The 18180-nt window shown below is 61.7% G+C and carries 17 protein-coding genes; 12 read left to right on the top strand and 5 right to left on the bottom strand.

Features of this window, described 5'->3' with window-relative positions:
• Window positions 1–159: 159 nt before the first annotated feature.
• On the bottom strand, window positions 160–1032 hold the full coding sequence (locus tag ACODTZ_RS15220; RefSeq protein WP_047505874.1) for a MurR/RpiR family transcriptional regulator: 873 nt from the start codon (window positions 1030–1032) through the stop codon (window positions 160–162).
• 180 nt (window positions 1033–1212) lie between these two features.
• Between ACODTZ_RS15220 and ACODTZ_RS15215 the strand changes: the two genes are divergently transcribed.
• The 9 genes from ACODTZ_RS15215 to ACODTZ_RS15175 all read left to right on the top strand — a co-directional run bounded on the left by ACODTZ_RS15215 (window position 1213) and on the right by ACODTZ_RS15175 (window position 10958).
• Window positions 1213–1983, top strand: coding sequence for an N-formylglutamate amidohydrolase (locus tag ACODTZ_RS15215; RefSeq protein ID WP_489026661.1), 771 nt, complete (start codon window positions 1213–1215; stop codon window positions 1981–1983).
• A gap of 126 nt (window positions 1984–2109) precedes the next feature.
• Window positions 2110–3657 carry an amino acid permease gene (locus tag ACODTZ_RS15210; RefSeq protein ID WP_047505872.1) on the top strand — a complete coding sequence of 516 codons (1548 nt, stop codon included), beginning with the start codon at window positions 2110–2112 and terminating at the stop codon, window positions 3655–3657.
• 147 nt (window positions 3658–3804) lie between these two features.
• Complete coding sequence (locus tag ACODTZ_RS15205; protein WP_489026660.1) at window positions 3805–5172, top strand: glutamine synthetase family protein; 1368 nt, start codon at window positions 3805–3807, stop codon at window positions 5170–5172.
• A 79-nt stretch (window positions 5173–5251) separates the two neighbouring features.
• Entirely contained in the window at window positions 5252–5728 is a 477-nt protein-coding gene (locus tag ACODTZ_RS15200; RefSeq protein WP_489026659.1) for a helix-turn-helix domain-containing protein, read from the top strand.
• Window positions 5721–6134, top strand: a complete 414-nt coding sequence (locus ACODTZ_RS15195) for a type II toxin-antitoxin system VapC family toxin (RefSeq protein WP_289726821.1) — start codon at window positions 5721–5723, stop codon at window positions 6132–6134. Before ACODTZ_RS15200 ends, ACODTZ_RS15195 begins: the two co-directional genes overlap by 8 nt.
• Window positions 6135–6150: 16 nt before the next feature.
• Window positions 6151–7536 (top strand): aldehyde dehydrogenase family protein, encoded by a 1386-nt coding sequence (locus tag ACODTZ_RS15190; protein ID WP_489026658.1) that lies wholly within the window; start codon window positions 6151–6153, stop codon window positions 7534–7536.
• Window positions 7533–8684 carry an iron-containing alcohol dehydrogenase gene (locus ACODTZ_RS15185; RefSeq protein ID WP_489026657.1) on the top strand — a complete coding sequence of 384 codons (1152 nt, stop codon included), beginning with the start codon at window positions 7533–7535 and terminating at the stop codon, window positions 8682–8684. Before ACODTZ_RS15190 ends, ACODTZ_RS15185 begins: the two co-directional genes overlap by 4 nt.
• A gap of 241 nt (window positions 8685–8925) precedes the next feature.
• Complete coding sequence (locus ACODTZ_RS15180; protein ID WP_018897531.1) at window positions 8926–9639, top strand: ParA family protein; 714 nt, start codon at window positions 8926–8928, stop codon at window positions 9637–9639.
• 215 nt (window positions 9640–9854) lie between these two features.
• Window positions 9855–10958 (top strand): helix-turn-helix transcriptional regulator, encoded by a 1104-nt coding sequence (locus ACODTZ_RS15175; RefSeq protein WP_489026656.1) that lies wholly within the window; start codon window positions 9855–9857, stop codon window positions 10956–10958.
• Window positions 10959–10963: 5 nt separating this feature from the next.
• Here the strand turns inward: ACODTZ_RS15175 and ACODTZ_RS15170 are convergent, their stop codons facing one another.
• On the bottom strand, window positions 10964–12325 hold the full coding sequence (locus ACODTZ_RS15170) for a L,D-transpeptidase family protein (RefSeq protein ID WP_489026655.1): 1362 nt from the start codon (window positions 12323–12325) through the stop codon (window positions 10964–10966).
• A gap of 242 nt (window positions 12326–12567) precedes the next feature.
• On the opposite strand from ACODTZ_RS15170, the gene ACODTZ_RS15165 reads away from it, so the two are divergent.
• The 3 genes from ACODTZ_RS15165 (at window position 12568) to ACODTZ_RS15155 (ending at window position 14249) form a co-directional block, all read left to right on the top strand.
• Window positions 12568–13407 carry a DUF4432 family protein gene (locus ACODTZ_RS15165; RefSeq protein WP_489026654.1) on the top strand — a complete coding sequence of 280 codons (840 nt, stop codon included), beginning with the start codon at window positions 12568–12570 and terminating at the stop codon, window positions 13405–13407.
• An 84-nt stretch (window positions 13408–13491) separates the two neighbouring features.
• Window positions 13492–13830, top strand: a complete 339-nt coding sequence (locus tag ACODTZ_RS15160) for a protein tyrosine phosphatase family protein (RefSeq protein ID WP_018897535.1) — start codon at window positions 13492–13494, stop codon at window positions 13828–13830.
• A 77-nt stretch (window positions 13831–13907) separates the two neighbouring features.
• Window positions 13908–14249 (top strand): RidA family protein, encoded by a 342-nt coding sequence (locus ACODTZ_RS15155; protein ID WP_112427250.1) that lies wholly within the window; start codon window positions 13908–13910, stop codon window positions 14247–14249.
• A gap of 89 nt (window positions 14250–14338) precedes the next feature.
• Here ACODTZ_RS15155 and ACODTZ_RS15150 read toward each other — a convergent pair whose 3' ends face one another.
• Genes ACODTZ_RS15150 through ACODTZ_RS15140 form a run of 3 tightly spaced genes read right to left on the bottom strand, consistent with a single transcriptional unit; the run spans window position 14339 to window position 18168 of the window.
• Window positions 14339–15997: a thiamine pyrophosphate-binding protein gene (locus ACODTZ_RS15150; protein ID WP_489026653.1), complete on the bottom strand. Its 1659-nt coding sequence runs from the start codon at window positions 15995–15997 to the stop codon at window positions 14339–14341.
• Window positions 15994–17190, bottom strand: coding sequence for a succinate--glutarate CoA-transferase (gene caiB / locus ACODTZ_RS15145; protein WP_489026652.1), 1197 nt, complete (start codon window positions 17188–17190; stop codon window positions 15994–15996). Before caiB ends, ACODTZ_RS15150 begins: the two co-directional genes overlap by 4 nt.
• An 18-nt stretch (window positions 17191–17208) precedes the next feature.
• Window positions 17209–18168, bottom strand: a complete 960-nt coding sequence (locus ACODTZ_RS15140; protein WP_489026651.1) for a DMT family transporter — start codon at window positions 18166–18168, stop codon at window positions 17209–17211.
• Between the last annotated feature and the right edge of the window lie 12 nt (window positions 18169–18180).

Here is an 18180-nt window from a genome sequence, read left to right as displayed (position 1 = left end):
CAGTGTCCGACGATGCTGTTACTGACGTTACGTGAAGCTTGTGTGACAGTTGGATGACGCTATTTTTTCTTTGTATCGCGGGCGTTTGGCAAGGATGTTTCGATTGCGACACGTCCTTGTTTGCTGCCCGTTACATCTTCGCTGTCGTAATTGTCCCTCCTAACCAAGTTTGCGGAAGAGCCGCGTCTGTTCGAAAAGGCCTTCCAGCGTTTTCATGCGCTCCTTCGTTTCGTCCCATGTCGAGTTCTGAACCGCTTCGATCAGCGCCTCGACGATGAAAAGGGTGACGACGGAGCTGTCCCATGCCGACGGCGCCTCGATCTGCACGCGAAACGTATGGCGTGCCAGCTTCGCGGCGGGAGAGGCCCACTGGTCGGTGAAGATGATGATCTCGGCGCCGCTGTTTTTGGCGGCGGTGGCAAGGCTGACGAGCTCCTGCTCGTAGCGCCTGATGTCGAAGATGATCAGCAGATCGCCTGGGTTCATGTTCAGGACATATTGCGGCCAGCTGCTCGAATTGGCCGACAGAAGCGCCGTATTGGGGCGAATGACCTGCATATGCGTGAAGAAATACTCGGCCAGCGCGCCGGTGATGCGGCCGCCGACGAAATAGAGGTTGCGCTTGCGGTCCGACAGAAGCGTCGCGACGCTATCGAAGGTCGCGGTATCGAGACCGGTCAGCGTCTGGCGCAGATTGTCGATGATGGCGTCGGCAAAACGGTTGAGGATGTGAGTTCCTGGCGCGTTGGACGCCCAGCGGTCATGCTTGGCGATAGGATTGGAGATCGTCGCCTCGACCTCCTGGTGCAGATGCGCCTGGAAATCCGGATAGCCCTTGAAACCGAGTTTCTGGACCATGCGCACGACCGTTGGGGTCGATACGCCGGCGTTTTCGGCAATCGTCGTGATGCTCCCCAGTCCCGAGACAGGGTAGTTGTCCAACAGACTTTCAGCCAACTGCTTTTCGGCGCGCGTGAGCACGCCAAAATGCGAGTGGATTACGTCCGAAACTGTCTTCGACGCAACGGTCACGCGATCTTGCTCCCCGGGATTGGTCTTGTGCCACTTTCCCACTCAAAGTTAACAACGCTGTCACAATCCATGTCAACCACTGTCATGAAAAGATTTTTTCAGTACGTGCTTGACACTTATGGAAAGCTGAAGAATTCTTTTCTTAATAAGTATTTTATTAACAGTTGTGGTGGAGCGACTGTGGTGCTTGCTCGGTTGGAAGTGCTCGGCAAAGGGGAAGGGGAGTGCGTCGCGGTCGAAAGGCCAGATGGCACCAGCCCGGTGCTTATCGTCTGCGAACATGCATCGCGGGTTCTGCCTGCCAGCTTCGGAACGCTTGGTCTTTCCGAGGAGGCGCTCAACAGTCACATTGCCTGGGATCCCGGCGCTCTTGCGGTCGCAAGGGGCATGTCCGAGGCGCTCGATGCCACGCTGGTTCACCAGCGGTTTTCACGACTGATCTACGATTGCAACAGGCCGCCGGAATCGGCCGGCGCCATGCCTGAGAAAAGCGAGGTCTACGACATCCCGGGAAATGCAGGCCTGAGCGCGGAAGAAAAGACGGCGCGCACCGAGGCTCTCTACATCCCGTTTCATGATGCCATTCGCGCACTCATTCGTGATCGCAAGACGCGGGGACAGGAGACCGTTATCGTCACCGTCCACAGCTTTACGCCTGTCTTCCACGGAAAGACGCGCGCGGTCGAGGTTGGCGTGCTGCACGATGACGATACCCGTCTGGCGGATGCTATGCTTGCCGCTGCGGGTGAGACGACGCACTATAGAGTTGAGCGCAACGAGCCTTACGGCCCCTCAGACGGCGTGACGCATACGCTGATCCTGCACGGGCTGTCGAACGGATTGCGCAATGTAATGATCGAGGTCCGCAACGACCTCATCGCAGACCCGGCTGGCCAAGGGGTCATGGCCAGCTATCTGACAAGGCTGCTCCAGCAGAGCCGGGACGCCTGACGACGAAAGATAAGACCCCAGGGAGCAGTCTAACTGCGATCCGCCCGCAGGCGAACACGTCGCGGGCACTTTGGCACTGGATAATCAGCCGCAATTCCGCGGTTGATGGCTAAACAGGGGGACGTCATGTCCGATTATTCGGAACTCGACAAGAAGCAGGATGTGCACATCCTGCATTCCATGGGCTATGCCCAGGAACTCGAACGGCGCATGAGCTCGTTTTCGAATTTTGCCGTTTCATTCTCGATCATTTGCATTCTTTCCGGTGGTATCAATTCGCTGGCGCAGGCAACGGCCGGCGCGGGTGGTGCCGCTATCGGCATCGGCTGGCCGATCGGCTGCTTCGTTTCGCTGGTGTTCGCCGTCGCCATGGCGCAGATCAGCTCGGCCTATCCGACGGCCGGCGGCCTCTATCACTGGGGTTCGATCCTCGGCAACCGCTTCACCGGCTGGCTGACGGCATGGTTCAACCTGCTCGGCCTTGTCACGGTTCTCGGCGCCATCAACGTCGGCACCTATTACTTCTTCATGGGCTCGTTCGGCACCACCTATTTCGGGCTGACCGATACGACGACGGTGCGCATCCTGTTCCTCGTGATCATCACCGGCGCGCAGGCGCTCGTGAACCACATGGGCATCGGCCTGACCGCCAAGCTCACCGACTTCTCGGGCTACCTGATCTTCGCATCGGCGATCGCGCTGTCGGCCGTGTGCCTCTACTTCGCGCCGTCCTACGAGATCGGCCGCCTGTTCACCTTCGCCAACTATTCCGGCGAAGCCGGTGGCAATGTCTGGCCGGCAACGTCGGGCACCTGGGTGTTCCTGCTCGGTCTGCTGCTACCGATCTACACGATCACCGGTTATGACGCCTCGGCGCATACGTCGGAAGAAACGGTCAAGGCCGCCCATTCCGTTCCGCGCGGCATGGTCTCCTCCGTGCTCTGGTCGGCGCTGTTCGGCTACATCATGCTTTGCTCGTTCGTGCTGATGCTGCCGAACATGGATGACGCCGCCAAGCAGGGCTGGAACGTGTTCTTCTGGGCGATGGACACGCAGGTCAATGCGACCGTCAAGGATATCCTCTACTTCGCGATCCTCGTGTGCCAGTGGCTGTGCGGCCTTGCGACCGTCACCTCCGTTTCGCGCATGATCTTTGCCTTCTCGCGCGACGGTGGCCTTCCGGCCTCCAAGGCGCTCGCCAAGGTCAGCCCGAAGTACCGCACGCCGGTATCGGCCATCTGGACCGGATCGATCCTCTCGGTGCTCTTCGTCTGGGGCTCTTCGCTCGTTTCGATCGGTGACACGCCGGTTTACACGATCGTGGTCTCCTGCACGGTCATCTTCCTGTTCTTCTCCTTCGCGATCCCGATCACGCTCGGCCTCTTCGCCTGGGGGACTTCGAAGTGGGACAAGATGGGTCCGTGGAACATCGGCGAGGGCATGTACAAGCTGTTCTCGGTGCTCACCATCCTGGCGATGATCCTGATCTTCGTTCTCGGCGTGCAGCCGCCGAACGGCCCGGCACTCTACGTGACCGTCGGCTTCCTGGTGCTGACCGCGATCGTCTGGTTCGGCTTCGAGAGCCGCCGCTTCAAGGGCCCGCCGATCGGCGAGGAAGTGGCACGCCGCCAGGCCGAGATCGCAGCTGCCGAAAAGGCTGTCGGCGAGGGCTGACATATTCTTCCAAGAAAGCGGGGCCGCGTCCGGCGGCCCTGCATTGCGGTTGACCGACATTAGACTGCGCAGTCCGGCGCGGCGTTGCCGCACGGAGCATGCCGTTTCGTTGGCCCGATTTCAGTTTAAATTTATGGGGAGGTCCATATGAGCATCTATACTCTCGACGATCTGAAGCGGGACGTTGCCGACGGACGCATCGATACCGTGCTGGCATGCCAGGTCGACATGCAGGGGCGGCTTATGGGCAAGCGTTTCCAGGCCGAATACTTCGTCGAAAGCGCCTGGAAGGAAACACACAGCTGCAACTATCTCGTCGCCACCGACATGGAGATGGAGACCGTCTCCGGCTACAAGGCGACCAGCTGGGAAAAGGGCTACGGCGACTACACGATGAAGCCGGATCTCTCGACGCTTCGGCGCATTCCTTGGCTTGAGGGGACAGCGCTTGTGCTCTGCGACCTGCTCGACCACCACACGCACGAGGAAGTGCCGCATTCGCCGCGCGCGATCCTGAAGAAGCAGGTGAAGCGGCTGGAAGACATGGGCATGAAGGCCTTCATGGCCTCGGAGCTCGAGTTTTTCCTGTTCGACCAGACCTACGAATCCGCGCAGGCATCCGGCTATCGCAACCTCAAGCTCGCCAGCGCCTATAACGAGGACTACCACATCTTCCAGACCACCAAGGAGGAAGAGGTGATGCGGGCGATCCGCACCGGGCTGCAGGGCGCCGGCATTCCCGTCGAGAACTCCAAGGGCGAGGCTTCGGCAGGCCAGGAGGAGATCAACGTGCGCTACGCCGACGCGCTCGCCATGGCCGATCGTCACTCGATCATCAAGAACGGCTGCAAGGAAATCGCCTGGGCCAAGGGCAAGGCCATCACCTTCCTCGCCAAGTGGCACTACAACGCCGCCGGCAGCTCGTCGCATATCCACCAGTCACTCTGGAGCGCCGACGGCAAGACGCCGTTGTTTGCCGACGACAAGGGCAAGTACGGGATGTCCAGCCTGATGGAAAACTACATCGCAGGCCTGCTCGCGCATGCCAGCGAGATCACCTATTTCCTGGCGCCCTACATCAACTCCTACAAGCGCTTCATGGCCGGCACGTTCGCGCCGACCAAGGCGATCTGGAGCAAGGACAACCGCACGGCCGGCTATCGCCTCTGCGGTGACGGCACCAAGGCGATCCGTATTGAATGCCGCGTCGGCGGCTCCGACCTCAACCCCTATCTCGCCTTCGCCGCGCTGCTGGCAGCAGGGATCGACGGGATCGAGAACAAGATGGAGCTGGAAGCGCCCTTCGTCGGCGACGCCTATGGTGCGCGAAAGGTGCGCGAGATTCCGCGGACGCTCCGGGCCGCGACCACGGCCATGACAAAGTCCAAGATGCTGCGCAATGCTTTCGGCGACGACGTCATCGACCACTACACGCGCGCAGCGGAATGGGAGCAGGAGGAGTATGACCGCAGGATCACGGACTGGGAGGTGGCGCGCGGTTTCGAGCGAGCATGAGATAATCGCAACACTCGCTCTGATTGTTGCGTTGGTCGCATTGTGCTAATGTGCTCCGGCGTTTCCAGAGGAGATCGACATGGGTGTGATCGACAGCGCATGGTTCTACGAAAAGCTTTCAGCGCGCGACGCGTCGCTTCGAGACATGGCCCGTTTCATGGGGCTTGATCCGAGTGCGGTCTCGCGCATGCTGAGCGGCGAACGGAAGATGAGCGCGGAAGAGCAGGACCAGATCGCGGATTATCTCAGCGTTCCGTTGGAAGAGGTAGCAGCGCATCGCCGTGGCAACGCGACCGGTTTCGCGGAGAAGAAGCAGGCGGGCTATGAGGGCGGAAGTGCCGCACCGGTTTTGCCTGACGAGCCGCCGGTCAAGATGTTTACGGAGGACGACGTCATCTACAAGGATGGCAAGCGCTGGATGGAGCTGGAGGATGGGACGCTGATCGAGGTGCACCCCGCCTGGGGATGCATGAAGGGGACGCTGACCATCATGCCGGGGGTCGATCTGACCGCGCCTGCCGATCCGGATTGGGGTAAAGTCTACGACGATGACTGACCGCTTCCTCCTCGATACCTGCACTGTTCTCTGGCTTGTCGAGGGAGCGCCACTCAGCAGAGATGCGAATGTTGCGCTTAGTAGTGGACGTGAAAAGCGCGGCCTGTTTGTTTCGTCGATGTCGGCGTGGGAGATTGGAATATTGATCAGCAAGGGGCGGCTGCCAACGACGAAGGATGCGATGTCCTGGTTCGAGGACGCTATCGACATGATCGGTGCGCAGACCGCCGACGTTTCTCTGCAGGCGCTTGTCGCGTCATCTTTTCTACCGCAGCCCGTTCACAACGATCCCGCAGACCGCATCCTGATCGCCACGGCGCGGGAGAACGACCTGACCATCATCACGCGCGACCGCGCGATCCTTTCCTATGGCGTCGCGGGGCATGTCCGCACGCTGGCCTGTTAATGACTGGAGTTTGGAAATGACTGTAATTCAATGCATATCGCCGATCGACGGATCGGTTTACGCCGAGCGTCCGGCGCTGCCGCTTGAGGCGGCGAAGGAGGTCGTGGCGCGGGCGCGAAAGGCGCAGAAGGCCTGGGCGAAGCGGCCGCTGGAAGATCGTGTCCAGCTGGTGCTGAAGGGTACTGCGCGGCTGAACGAGATGTCCGACGTCGTCGTTCCCGAGCTTGCCTGGCAGATGGGCCGGCCGATCCGCTATGGCGGCGAGTACAAGGGCTTCAACGAGCGCTCCAACTACGTGGCCTCGATCGCGGCCGATGCGCTGGCGCCGCTGGTTGTTGAAGAGAGCGACAAGTTCGCGCGCCGCATCGAGCGCGAGGCGCATGGTGTCGTCTTCGTCGTCGCGCCATGGAATTACCCCTACATGACCGCGATCAACACGATTGCGCCGGCGCTGATGGCGGGCAATACGGTTGTCTTGAAGCACGCCTCGCAGACGCTTCTCGTCGGCGAGCGGCTGGTGCAGGCCTTCGTGGAGGCCGGGGTTCCCGATGATGTATTCCAGAACGTGGTTCTCGACCATGAGACGACCTCGGCGCTGATCGCGGCCGGCAGCTTCAACTTCGTGAACTTCACCGGTTCTGTCGAAGGCGGGCGCTCGATGGAGCGGGCGGCTGCAGGCACGTTTACCGGTCTCGGCCTCGAACTCGGCGGCAAGGATCCTGGTTACGTCATGGAAGACGCCGATCTCGATGCGGCGGTCGATACGCTGATGGACGGCGCGACCTATAATTCTGGGCAGTGCTGCTGCGGGATCGAACGCATCTATGTGCATGAATCGCTCTATGACAGCTTCGTCGAGAAGTCGGTCGCATGGGTGTCGAACTACAAGCTCGGCAATCCCCTTGATCCGGAAACGTCGCTCGGCCCGATGGCGAACAAGCGTTTCGCCAAGGTCGTGCGCGAGCAGATCGCCGATGCGGTCGGGAAGGGCGCCAAGGCACTGGTCGATCCGAAGCTGTTCCCTCAGGATGATGGCGGCGCCTATCTCGCGCCGCAGATCCTTGTCAATGTCGATCACTCCATGGCCTTCATGCGCGAGGAAACCTTCGGTCCCGCCGTCGGCATCATGAAGGTGAAGAGCGACGACGAGGCGCTGGCGCTGATGAACGACAGCCAGTACGGGCTGACGGCCTCGCTCTGGACCAAGGATGCGGAACGGGCAGGGCGGCTTGGCCGCGAGATCGAAACCGGCACCGTGTTCATGAACCGCGCCGACTATCTCGATCCGGCACTGTGCTGGACCGGCGTCAAGGAAACCGGCCGCGGCGGCTCGCTGTCGATCATCGGCTTCCAGAACCTGACGCGTCCGAAATCCTACCATCTGAAGAAAGTGACAGCATGAGCGCGCATATCACAGCCAACTGGAGCTACCCGACTTCATTCAAGCTCGGCCGCGGCCGGATCAAGGAACTTGCGGACGCCGCCAAGAGCCTCGGCATGAAGAAGCCGCTCCTGATCACCGATCGCGGTCTGGCGTCGATGGCGATCACATCAAACGCGCTCGACATTCTCGAAGCGGCCGGGCTTGGCCGCGCGATCTTCGCCGATGTCGATCCGAACCCGAACGAGAAAAACCTTGCCGCCGGCGTCAAGGCGTTCAAGGATGGCGGCCATGACGGCGTCATCGCCTTTGGCGGCGGCTCGGGCCTCGATCTCGGCAAGTGCGTGGCCTTCATGGCCGGCCAGACGCGTCCCGTGTGGGACTTTGAGGACATCGGCGACTGGTGGACGCGCGCTTCGGTCGAGGGTATCGCGCCGATCATGGCGGTGCCGACGACGGCGGGCACCGGCTCGGAAGTCGGCCGCGCCAGCGTCATCACCAATTCCGAAACGCATGTGAAGAAGATCATCTTCCATCCGAAGTTCCTGCCCGGCGTCGTCATCGCCGATCCGGAACTGACTGTTGGTATGCCGAAGATCATCACGGCAGGCACCGGCATGGATGCCTTCGCGCATTGCCTGGAAGCCTATTCCTCGCCCTTCTACCACCCGATGTCTGCCGGCATCGCGCTTGAGGGGATGCGGCTGGTCAAGGAGTTCTTGCCGCGCGCATATAAGGAAGGCACGGATCTCGAAGCCCGCGCCAACATGATGTCGGCCGCCGCGATGGGCGCGGTCGCGTTCCAGAAGGGGCTCGGCGCCATCCATGCGCTGTCGCATCCGATCGGCGCCGTCTACAACACCCACCACGGCATGACCAATGCGGTCGTGATGCCTGCGGTACTGCGCTTCAACCGCGCCGTCATCGAAGATAAGATCGCGCGTGCGGCCGCCTATCTCGGCATCGCAGGCGGCTTCGACGGGTTCTATGATTACGTGCTGAAGCTGCGTTCCGAACTGGGCGTACCCGATAGCCTTTCGGCGATGGGGATCAAGCCGGATCGAATCGATGAACTCTCGGCGATGGCGATCGAAGACCCGAGCGCTGGCGGAAACCCTGTCGCGATGACGCTCGAGAACACCAAGGCGCTTTTCAAGGACTGCTTCTGATACAAAATGCGGACCTGAGATTTGGCCCGGAAAGCACTGCGCTTTCCGGGTCTTTTTCGTTGTGGCGCAGGGCGTTCAGGCGAAGTGGCGATGGCTGCTGCAAGAAATGCGGACCGGGATTTTGGATGCCTTGTTTAGATATTGTTAACCATGTTTGGAAAGGATGCAGTAACCGCACGATGCATCCCGATGTGCGCAACAGAGCGATCCCGGCTCGCGACATTTCCCCCGAGGAACGAACATGGCAGTCATCACATTTGCAAACACCAAGGGCGGCGCCGGGAAGACCACCGCTGTTCTGTTGCTGGCCACCGAGCTTGCCCGCAAGGGCTACCGGGTCACCATCCTCGATGCCGATCCGCAGCACTGGATTTCCCGCTGGCACGAAATCTCCGGCCACGTGCCGAACGTCTCCGTGATCGATTTCGTGACCTCGGCGTCCCTGCCGCAGCATATCTCCGAGAACAAGCACAACACCGACTATTTCATCATCGACCTGCCGGGCGCCCGCAATCCGATGCTGGCCACGGCAATCGGTCTCTCGGACCATGTTCTGATCCCGATCCAGGGATGCGCCATGGACGCGCGCGGTGGGGCGCAGGTGCTGGAACTGCTGCAGTATCTCGATGAGAAGGCGGGTATCCGCATCGGTCACTCCGTCGTGCTGACGCGCGTCAACTCGATGGTAACGACGCGGGCGCTCGCGATTGTGAAGACGCTTCTCAACCAGCGGCAGGTGCCGGTCCTCGATACCGCGATCATCGAGCGTTCGGCCTTCCGCGATATCTTCGATTGCGGCGGCACGCTGCATACGCTCGATCCGGCGCGTGCCAGCAACCTCGACAAGGCGCGCGAGAACGCGCTCTGTTTCGCCGAGGAGATCATGCGCAAGCTGCCGGTGAGACTGCCGGCCGCGGCGCGCATGACCGGTCCGCTGATCCGTTCGGCTGCCTGATCACTCATTCTGTGATTGAAAATGCGCCCCGGTCCGCTGGGGCGCATTTTCATTGATGCAAGGTCGGTCTCCTCGTTTCGACGCGACCATGTATCTCTGCATCAGTGCCTGTTTTTCCCCCGGGTGGGTATCACCCGAAAAGGGTAATTTTCGTTGTTTCCAGAAGCTTTACACTGGTATCCTCGCCTGCGGTGCGGGCGCTTGCCGGGGGAACAATGATCGTCGCTGAAGATACCTATGACAGTCTGGTCGACACCATCTACGGTGTCATTTTCGGCGAGGCGACCTGGGACATGTTTCTTGGCCGGTGGAACGAGATCGTTCCCGGCGGCAAGACCACGCTGTTCTACCACGACCCGATGCGGGCGGAGGGAGCGTCTCATATAGACAAGGGTTTCAGCGATGAATGGGTTGAAAGTTACTCCGATCATTTCGCGAGCATAAACCCCTGGGCGCCGGCCATGAGCGTGATGCCGATGTGGCGGGGCTTCCTGTCCGAGGAGTTGCTGCCGCGTGAACAGTTCGTGAAGACAGAGTTCTACAACGACTTCTGGAAGCAATGCGGCGAGACCGCCATCGGCATGGCGCTGGTCAAGCGAGACGGCCGGATGTTCAATATCTCGAGTTCGATCGCAAACGGCGGACCGGAGGACAACAGGGTTTACGCCGATACCTTCACCCGGCTTGCGCCGCATCTGCACCGGGCGGTGCGCTATTTCGAGGCTGGAAAGGGCGAGAAGAGCGCGGATGAGCTCGGTGGCCGTCTGTTCGACGCGATCGGCGTCGGCGTCCTATTGGTTGGGGACGGCGGCAAGCTGCTGTCGGCCAGCGCGGTTGGTGAGCAGGCACTGACCGAGGGGCGGTCCGTGCGGCTCGATCTGCAGGGAAAGGTCTGGCTCGCCGATGCCGACGCCAATGCGTGCCTTGGTCGATTGCTATCGCAATGGCGTGACGGCGAGCGGCAGCAGGTGCTTGATGTGAACGGCGTCAAGCTTACCCTCGTCCGTCTGCAGAAGAGTGCCCGCATTCAATTCTTCGATGCGCCGAGCATTGCGATCATCATCGAGCCATCAGCCAAGCCCGTGGCGATGGATGTGCCGGGGCTTGGAGGCAAGTTCGGGCTGACCAAAGCGGAGATCAAGATCATGCAGGGGTTGCTGCACGGATCGTCGATCACCGATATTGCCATTGAGAGCAATCGGTCGCGCGAGACGATCCGCAGTCAGCTGAAGTCGGTGTTTGCGAAGACAGGGGTCAATTCACAGTCTGAATTGTTGCGGCTCGTCTATTTCAGTGAGCAGGCGCGCCGCAACAACTAACGCTATCAGTCGACGAACTCGACCGTGACGCCGGGCTTGACCATCTTGGCGAGTTCGGTGGCATCCCAGTTGGTGAGGCGGATACAGCCGTGGCTCTGGGTGCGGCCGATCTTAGACGGTTCCGGCGTGCCGTGAATGCCGTAGGTCGGCTTCGACAGCGCCATCCACACGGTGCCGACAGGACCGTTCGGGCCCGGCGGGATGTTGAGGATCTTGTCGTTGGCGCCCTGCTGGAAGTTGATCTTCGGATTGTAGGTATAGCCCGGATTGAAGGCGACGCGCTCGACCGTCACCGTGCCCGAAGGCGAGGGCGTGTCGGTGGAGCCGATCGAGGCCGGGTAGGCGGAGATCAGGTTGCCGGAGGCGTCATAGGCGAAGACCTGCTTCTTGCCCTTGTCGGCGATGATGCGGGCCACACTGCCGGTCTTCACCTCACCTGGATTGACCACCTTGATGATGGTGCCGGGGACGGTGAAGTCGGCGCCTGCGTTCAATTCCTTCAGGAAGCCTTCGTCCATGTGGAAGCGTTCAGCGAGCGCCTCGGTTACCGAGGTGAAGGCAAGCGAGGTCATCTGCGACTTGTGCGCATAATCCTCGGGGATCTCGGCGACATAAGGGCCAGCCGCGTCTGCGGGTGTGATGGTGTAGCTGACGACAGGCAGGCCGCCGGACATGCGCAGCTGCTCGAGGATCGCGTCGGTATTGTTCGGATCGAGCGTCTCGCCGGTCATCTGCTCATAGGCGTAGACCGCCTTGGTGACGTTGGCGCCCATGTGGCCATCGATGGCGCCGGGCGAAACGCCAGCGCGGTCGAGGAAGACCTGCAGGGCGACGATCTCGGATTTCGACTTGTTCTTCAGCGTGATGACGGGATCGGCCGGACGGGTCGGCTGGGTGACCTGCGGCTGCTGCTGGTCAGGATCGATCGATGCGTAGTCGCCATCGTTCTGCGGGTAGGGCTGATCCAGCTGCTGGCGGTCGATCGATGCCTCGCGCGGGATGGCGCCCGTGACCGCGCCGCGCTCTGAATAGCGCGTGTCGCCGTACTGGTCTTCACTGTAATAGGGATCGTTGTTGTAGGCATCGCGGCCGTAGACCTGGCGCGAGGGCGGCGGCGGATAGTAGCCGCGCGAACGCGCTTCGGTGGCGATGATGTTGCCGTAGCCGTCGACCAGCACGCGGTTGCCGGCGCGATCGCGCGTGTAGCCGCTGCCTTGAGGCATGTAATCGAGAATCTCGCCGTTCGGCGTGACGAAGACGACGCTGCCCTGGCGGCGATATTGTTGCGCGGACGCATCGTGAACCGCAGCCGACATGGCCAGCACGATAACGGTCCCAGATAATGCCGATTTCAGAAAGCGATTCACGTCTTCGTATCCTTCAGTGACTTGGCGACACACACCCGCGAATTTTGACGCTAGTGTGGAATTTATGAAATCGTGCTGAACAAAAAATGAAAAAACCAATAAATTTCCCTTTACTCATAAACATTTGAGAGGGCCAGCTGGTTCCAATCAAAATCTCGTTGGCGGTGGCGACACCTTGGATTGACGAAACAGCGGGTGCCGCCTAACCCTACGGAAGTTCATTTTGAGGGGGAGACGGGATCATGATGGAATTCGCCGCAGCGACCGGGCCGAAGCTGATGCTGGACGAGACGTCGCTGATGGATATCTGCGGCTGCGTGGTCGAGGGCATCGATATCGCGCCGAAGGAAGCCGTTCCCGATGACGGAGATGCGCGCATCTCGCATTCGGTTCAGGGGTTCCTGTTTACCTGCGGCCCTGACCACATCCGCCATCGCGAACCGATCCCCGGCCGGTCCGACGGAAAGGTGTTTCCGCTGCACGGCTCGGCCGCCGGCCATGCCGCCAAGGTGGTCTGGACGAAGTTCGAAAACGGCAATGCCGAATGCCGCGCCGATATCGATATCGTGATCGTCGAAGGGCTGCCTGCCCGGATCGAGCGCCACTGGTTCATCGACGGCACGACCGGCGAGGCGCATCTGAAGGACAAGGTGATCAACACCAGCGACAAGACCGTGCCGACGTTCCTGATGTATCATATGAATATCGGCGGCAAATGGTTCGACGAGAGCACGCGGCTCGAAGGCGCGATGCTTGAGGGTGGCGGCTTCCCCTGGCGCTTCGGCAAGGATGGCGGCGATATCTTCTGCGTGGAAGCGCCGGCGACACGCGATGGCCTGGCGGAAGTGCGTCTCGGGCCGATGGCCGCAATATCAGGCAAGACGCTGCGGGTGCGGGTGAAGGTCGATACGCTGCCGCATCTGCAGGTCTGGCGCAACCAGACGGCGCCTGCCGATGTGCTCGGCATCGAGCCGGTCTCGCATCGCTGGGTGCCGCGCGCGGAGCTTCAGGAAGCCGGCGAATTCAACATGCTCAAGCCCGGCGAAAGCCGCGAGTATGGGCTCAGCTTTGCTTTCGTCTAAGTGGCGGTTTTCACAGTGATCCGCGGTTGACGGCATTGATCGGGCGGCGTAGTCATTCAGCCCATAATTTCAGGAGTATTTGCGATGGACATCCGCCAGATCGACGACGAATATTCGGTTTCCGGCCAGATCACGGTCGATGAGCTCGACGAGATCAAGGCCATGGGCTTCAAGTCCATCGTCTGCCATCGTCCGGACCAGGAAAGCATGGACCAGACCCCGTTCGCCGATATCGCCGCGCGGGCCAAGGAGCTCGGTCTCGAGATCGCCCACGTTCCCGTCGGCCCCATGGGCGTGACGGAAGAGGCTGTCGCCGGCATGGTCGACGCGCTCGACGAATTCCCGCGCCCGATGCTCGGCTACTGCCGCTCCGGCGCCCGCTCTACGGCGATCTACCAGAAGACCCATCACATCCGCACCTGATCCAAGGCGCGGGCTGTAAAGTCCGGCGCTGCGCTTGAGGTGCGGCGCCTCTTTCATATCATGACAAGGAGAATACCATGAGCATCAAGCGTATCGACGCCGGCGCCCGCATGAGCGGCGCGGTCATCCACGGCAACACCGTTTACCTCGCCGGCCAGGTTGGCGAAGGCGCAACCGTGACCGACCAGTGCAAGGACGCGCTCGGCGAAGTCGATCGCCTGCTGGCCGCTGCCGGCTCCGACAAGTCGAAGATCCTGCAGACGCTGATCTACCTCTCCGACATCTCGGACTTCGCTGAAATGAACGCTGCCTGGGAAGCCTGGGTCGACCCGGCCAACACGCCGGCCCGCGCCACCAGCGAAGCCAAGCTGGCCGCTCCGAAGTACAAGGTCGAGTTCATCGTCACGGCTGCGATCTAAGATCGTTTCCATTGCGGTTTGAGAGCCGGTGAGCATGTGAACTGCCCCGGACGCTGGATCTTTCCAGCGTCCGGGGACAGCTCACGGTCTCACCGGCTTTTTGTTTGCGCGATTTCTGAGAGCGTGCGCGTCGGCGTGATCGCCTCGGGATCGAGTTTGATATCGATGATAGCGGGCAGGCCGCTTTCGCGGGCGCGCTGGAAGGCGGGCGCGAAGTCCTCGGTCTTTTCCACCGTCTCGCCATGGCCGCCATAGGCGCGGGCAAGGGCCGCGAAATCGGGGTTGGTGAGGCCGGTGCCGCTGACCCGGCCGGGATATTCGCGCTCCTGATGCATGCGGATCGTGCCGTACATGCCGTTGTTGATCAGAAGCGTGATGAACGGCAGCTTGTAGCGGATGGCGGTGGCGAATTCCTGGCCATGCATGAGAAAGCAGCCGTCTCCGGCAAAGCAGATCACCTCGCGATCCGGAAACAGCGCCTTGGCGGCCACGGCTGAGGGGACGCTGTAGCCCATGGAGCCCGAGGTCGGGGCCGCCTGGGTGTTGAACTGGCGGAAGCGGTGGTAGCGATGCTGCCAGGTTGCGTAGTTGCCGGCGCCGTTGGTGAAGATGGCATCGGGCCGCGTGTTCTCTTCGATCCACGCCATGATCGGGCCCATGTGGACGTCGCCCGGTCCCGTTTGCGGCGGTGTCGACCAGGCGAGATAGGATTGATGCATGCGCTCGGTGCGGTCCGCCCATCGCGCTTGCGTGGGTGCTTCGAGATCGGCAAGTGCTGCGACGAAGTCCTGCGGGCTGGCTGATATGGCGAGATCCGGGCGATAGACACGGCCGAGCTCGGACGGGTCTGGATGGATGTGGACGAGCTGCTGCTGCGGGTAGGGGATATCGATCAGCGTATAGCCCGAGGATGGCATTTCGGACATGCGGCAGCCGAGCAGGATCAGCAGATCGCTTTCCTTGATCTCCCGCGCCAGCTCGGGATTGATGCCGACGCCGATATCGCCGGCATAGCCGGGGTGCAGATGATCGAACAGCATCTGGCGGCGGAAGGAGCAGCCGACCGGGAGACTGAAGCGTTCGGCGAAGGTCTTGAAGTCGGCCACCGCATCGGCATCCCAGCGCGAGCCGCCGAGGATCACCATGGGGCGCTCGGCCTTCAGCAGACGCAGATAGAAGTCGTCGACCTGGCTGCGGCCGGGATGGGCTTCGACGCGCGAGTAGCGCCTGGCGCGGGGCGCCTCGACCGTGTCGCGCAGCATGTCCTCGGGTAGTGACAGGACGACGGGGCCGGGCCGGCCGGAGGTGGCAAGCGCGAAGGCGCGGGTGACGAATTCGGGAATGCGGGCCGCGTCGTCGATCTCGCCGACCCACTTGGCGTATTCAGTGAGCGCGCGGCGAAACTCGACTTCCTGGAAAGCTTCGCGCTCGCGGGCATCGCGCTGGACCTGGCCGATGAAGAGGATCATCGGGATCGAATCCTGCCGTGATATATGCAGGCCAGCCGTCGCGTTGGTGGCGCCGGGGCCGCGGGTGACCATGCAGATGCCGGGTTCGCCGGTGAGCCGGCCCCAGGTGTCGGCCATCATCGCGGCACCACCCTCCTGGCGGCAGACGATGACCTCGATGTCGCTGTCATGGAGCGCGTCGAGGACGGCGAGGAAACTCTCGCCGGGAACGCAGGAGAGGCGTTTCACCCCATTTGCCTTCAATGCCTCGACGATCAGTTCTCCGCCTGTCCGTTTCATTTGTTCCCCTCCCATTGGATGAGTTCCGCGAGCACCTCCTCCTGGTGCTCTCCCAGTCTCGGACTGGGCCTTTCATAGCTGAGCGGCGTCCGCGAGAGGACGACCGGCGTCCTCACGCCGGGAATGACGGTGCCGGCGCTATCCTCGAGATCGATGCGCAGGCCGCGCGCGACAATCTGCGGATCGTTGAACATGTCCTCGATGGTGTTGATCGCGCCTGACGGGACCGCGTTCGCCTCGCAGGCTGAGAGAAGATCGGACTTCGCCCATTTCAGCGTTTCGGTCGAGACCAGCCGCCGGACTTCGTCGCGATTGGCGACGCGGGCCTTGTTGGTGGCGAAGCGTTCGTCGTCGGCGATGCCAGGAAGATCAAGAATGGCGCAGAGGCGGCGGAACTGGCCGTCATTACCGATGGCGAGGATGAGGTAGCCGTCGGCGGTCGGGACGACCTCGTAGGGCGAGATGTTGGGATGGGCATTGCCGAGGCGCGTCGGCGGGCGGCCGGATATGAGGTAGTTCATGTTCTGGTTGGCAAGCACGGCCGACTGCACATCGAGCAGCGCCATGTCGACCAGCTGGCCTTCGCCCGTCTTCAGCGCGTGGATGAGGGCCGCCTCGATCGCCGAGACCGCGTAGATGCCGGTGAAGATATCGGCGATGGCAACGCCCGCCTTCATCGGCTGTCCATCGGGCTCGCCTGTTATCGACATGAAGCCCGACATGCCCTGGACGATGTAGTCGTAGCCGGCGAGGCTGGCGTAAGGGCCCGTCTGGCCAAAGCCGGTTATCGAGCAATAGACGAGCTTGGGATTGATCTGGCGCAGGCTCTCGTAGTCGAGCCCGTATTTGACGAGGCCGCCGAGCTTGAAGTTCTCGATGACGACATCGGCGGTGGCGACCAGCCGGCGGACCAGCGCCTGGCCTTCCTCGCTGCGGAGATCCGCTGTGATCGAGCGCTTGCCGCGATTGGCGGCGTGGTAATAGGCGGCCGAGAGGTTCTCTCCATCGGCACCCTCGACGAAGGGGGGACCCCAGTGTCTGGTATCATCCCCGCCATCCGGGTTTTCGACCTTGATGACATCGGCGCCGAGATCGGCCAGCATCTGGCCGGCCCAGGGGCCAGCAAGAACGCGCGCGAGTTCGATGACACGAATGCCTGCGAGCGGCGCTCTGTTAGGCTGGGTCTGCGTCATGTTCCTCCCACGATCAGATCAGGGTGCCCGCGTCTCCTCAGATGTATCGGATACGGGCTTGGATGCAAAGCGGCGCTCGCGCCAGATGATGTAGAAGCCGGAGCCCATGATGATGGATATGCCGAGCCATTTCAGCGCATCCGGGAAGTCGCCGAAGACCAGCCAGGCGAAGGCCGTGGCCGAGACGATCTCGAAATATTGCAGCGGGGCCAGCGTCGAGGCCGGCGCCGAGCGGTAGGCATAGACGCCGAAGATGCCGGCGATCGCGGCTGTGACGCCGACGCCGAGAAGATAGAGCCAGGCGCGGGTGTCGGGGATGACGGGGTCGAGGATATCGGAGCCGCTGCCATGGCCGAGATAGAGCAGGACGGTGCAGATGAGCAGGCCCCAGAGGCTCATGTGGAACTGCATGACCCATGGGTCTTCGCGCTGCGCCAGCGCCCGGTTCATCATCGCGGAGATGGCGATGCAGACCGCGCAGACGACGGGCAGAAGCGCGACATAGCCGACTTCCTGGAAGCTCGGCTGAATGATGAGGATCGCGCCGAAAAAGCCGACGCCGCAGGCCGTATATCTGCGCCAGCCGATCTTTTCCTTGAGGAAGATGCTGCTCAGGATCGTCAGGATGATCGGCTCGACGAAGAAGATGGCGATGGCATCGGCGACCGCCATGTATTTCAGCGCGGTGACGAAGGAGATCATCGAGACGGTGATGATGGCGCCGCGGATGGCGTGGAAGAAGCTCTGCTTCCAGGTGATGTCGGTGAGGTTTCCGCGCCAGAGCACGATGGGCAGCATGCAGAGCGCCTGCACGCCGAAGCGCGCCGCGGTGATCTGGGCGGAGGGGACCGTGCTGATCGCAAGCTTGGAGAAGATGTCGATGATGGGCGACAGCAGCACCGAGACGAACATCAGGATCAGCCCCATCATCACTTCCGATGGGGTGTTGCTGGTGCCGGGTGCCGCGTTGCTGCTCATGACGGAATTCTC

Source organism: Rhizobium sp. FG113, from assembly GCF_057809895.1.
The sequence above is the reverse complement of the archived record's forward strand: the minus strand, read 5'-3'. Positions and strand labels throughout refer to the sequence as shown.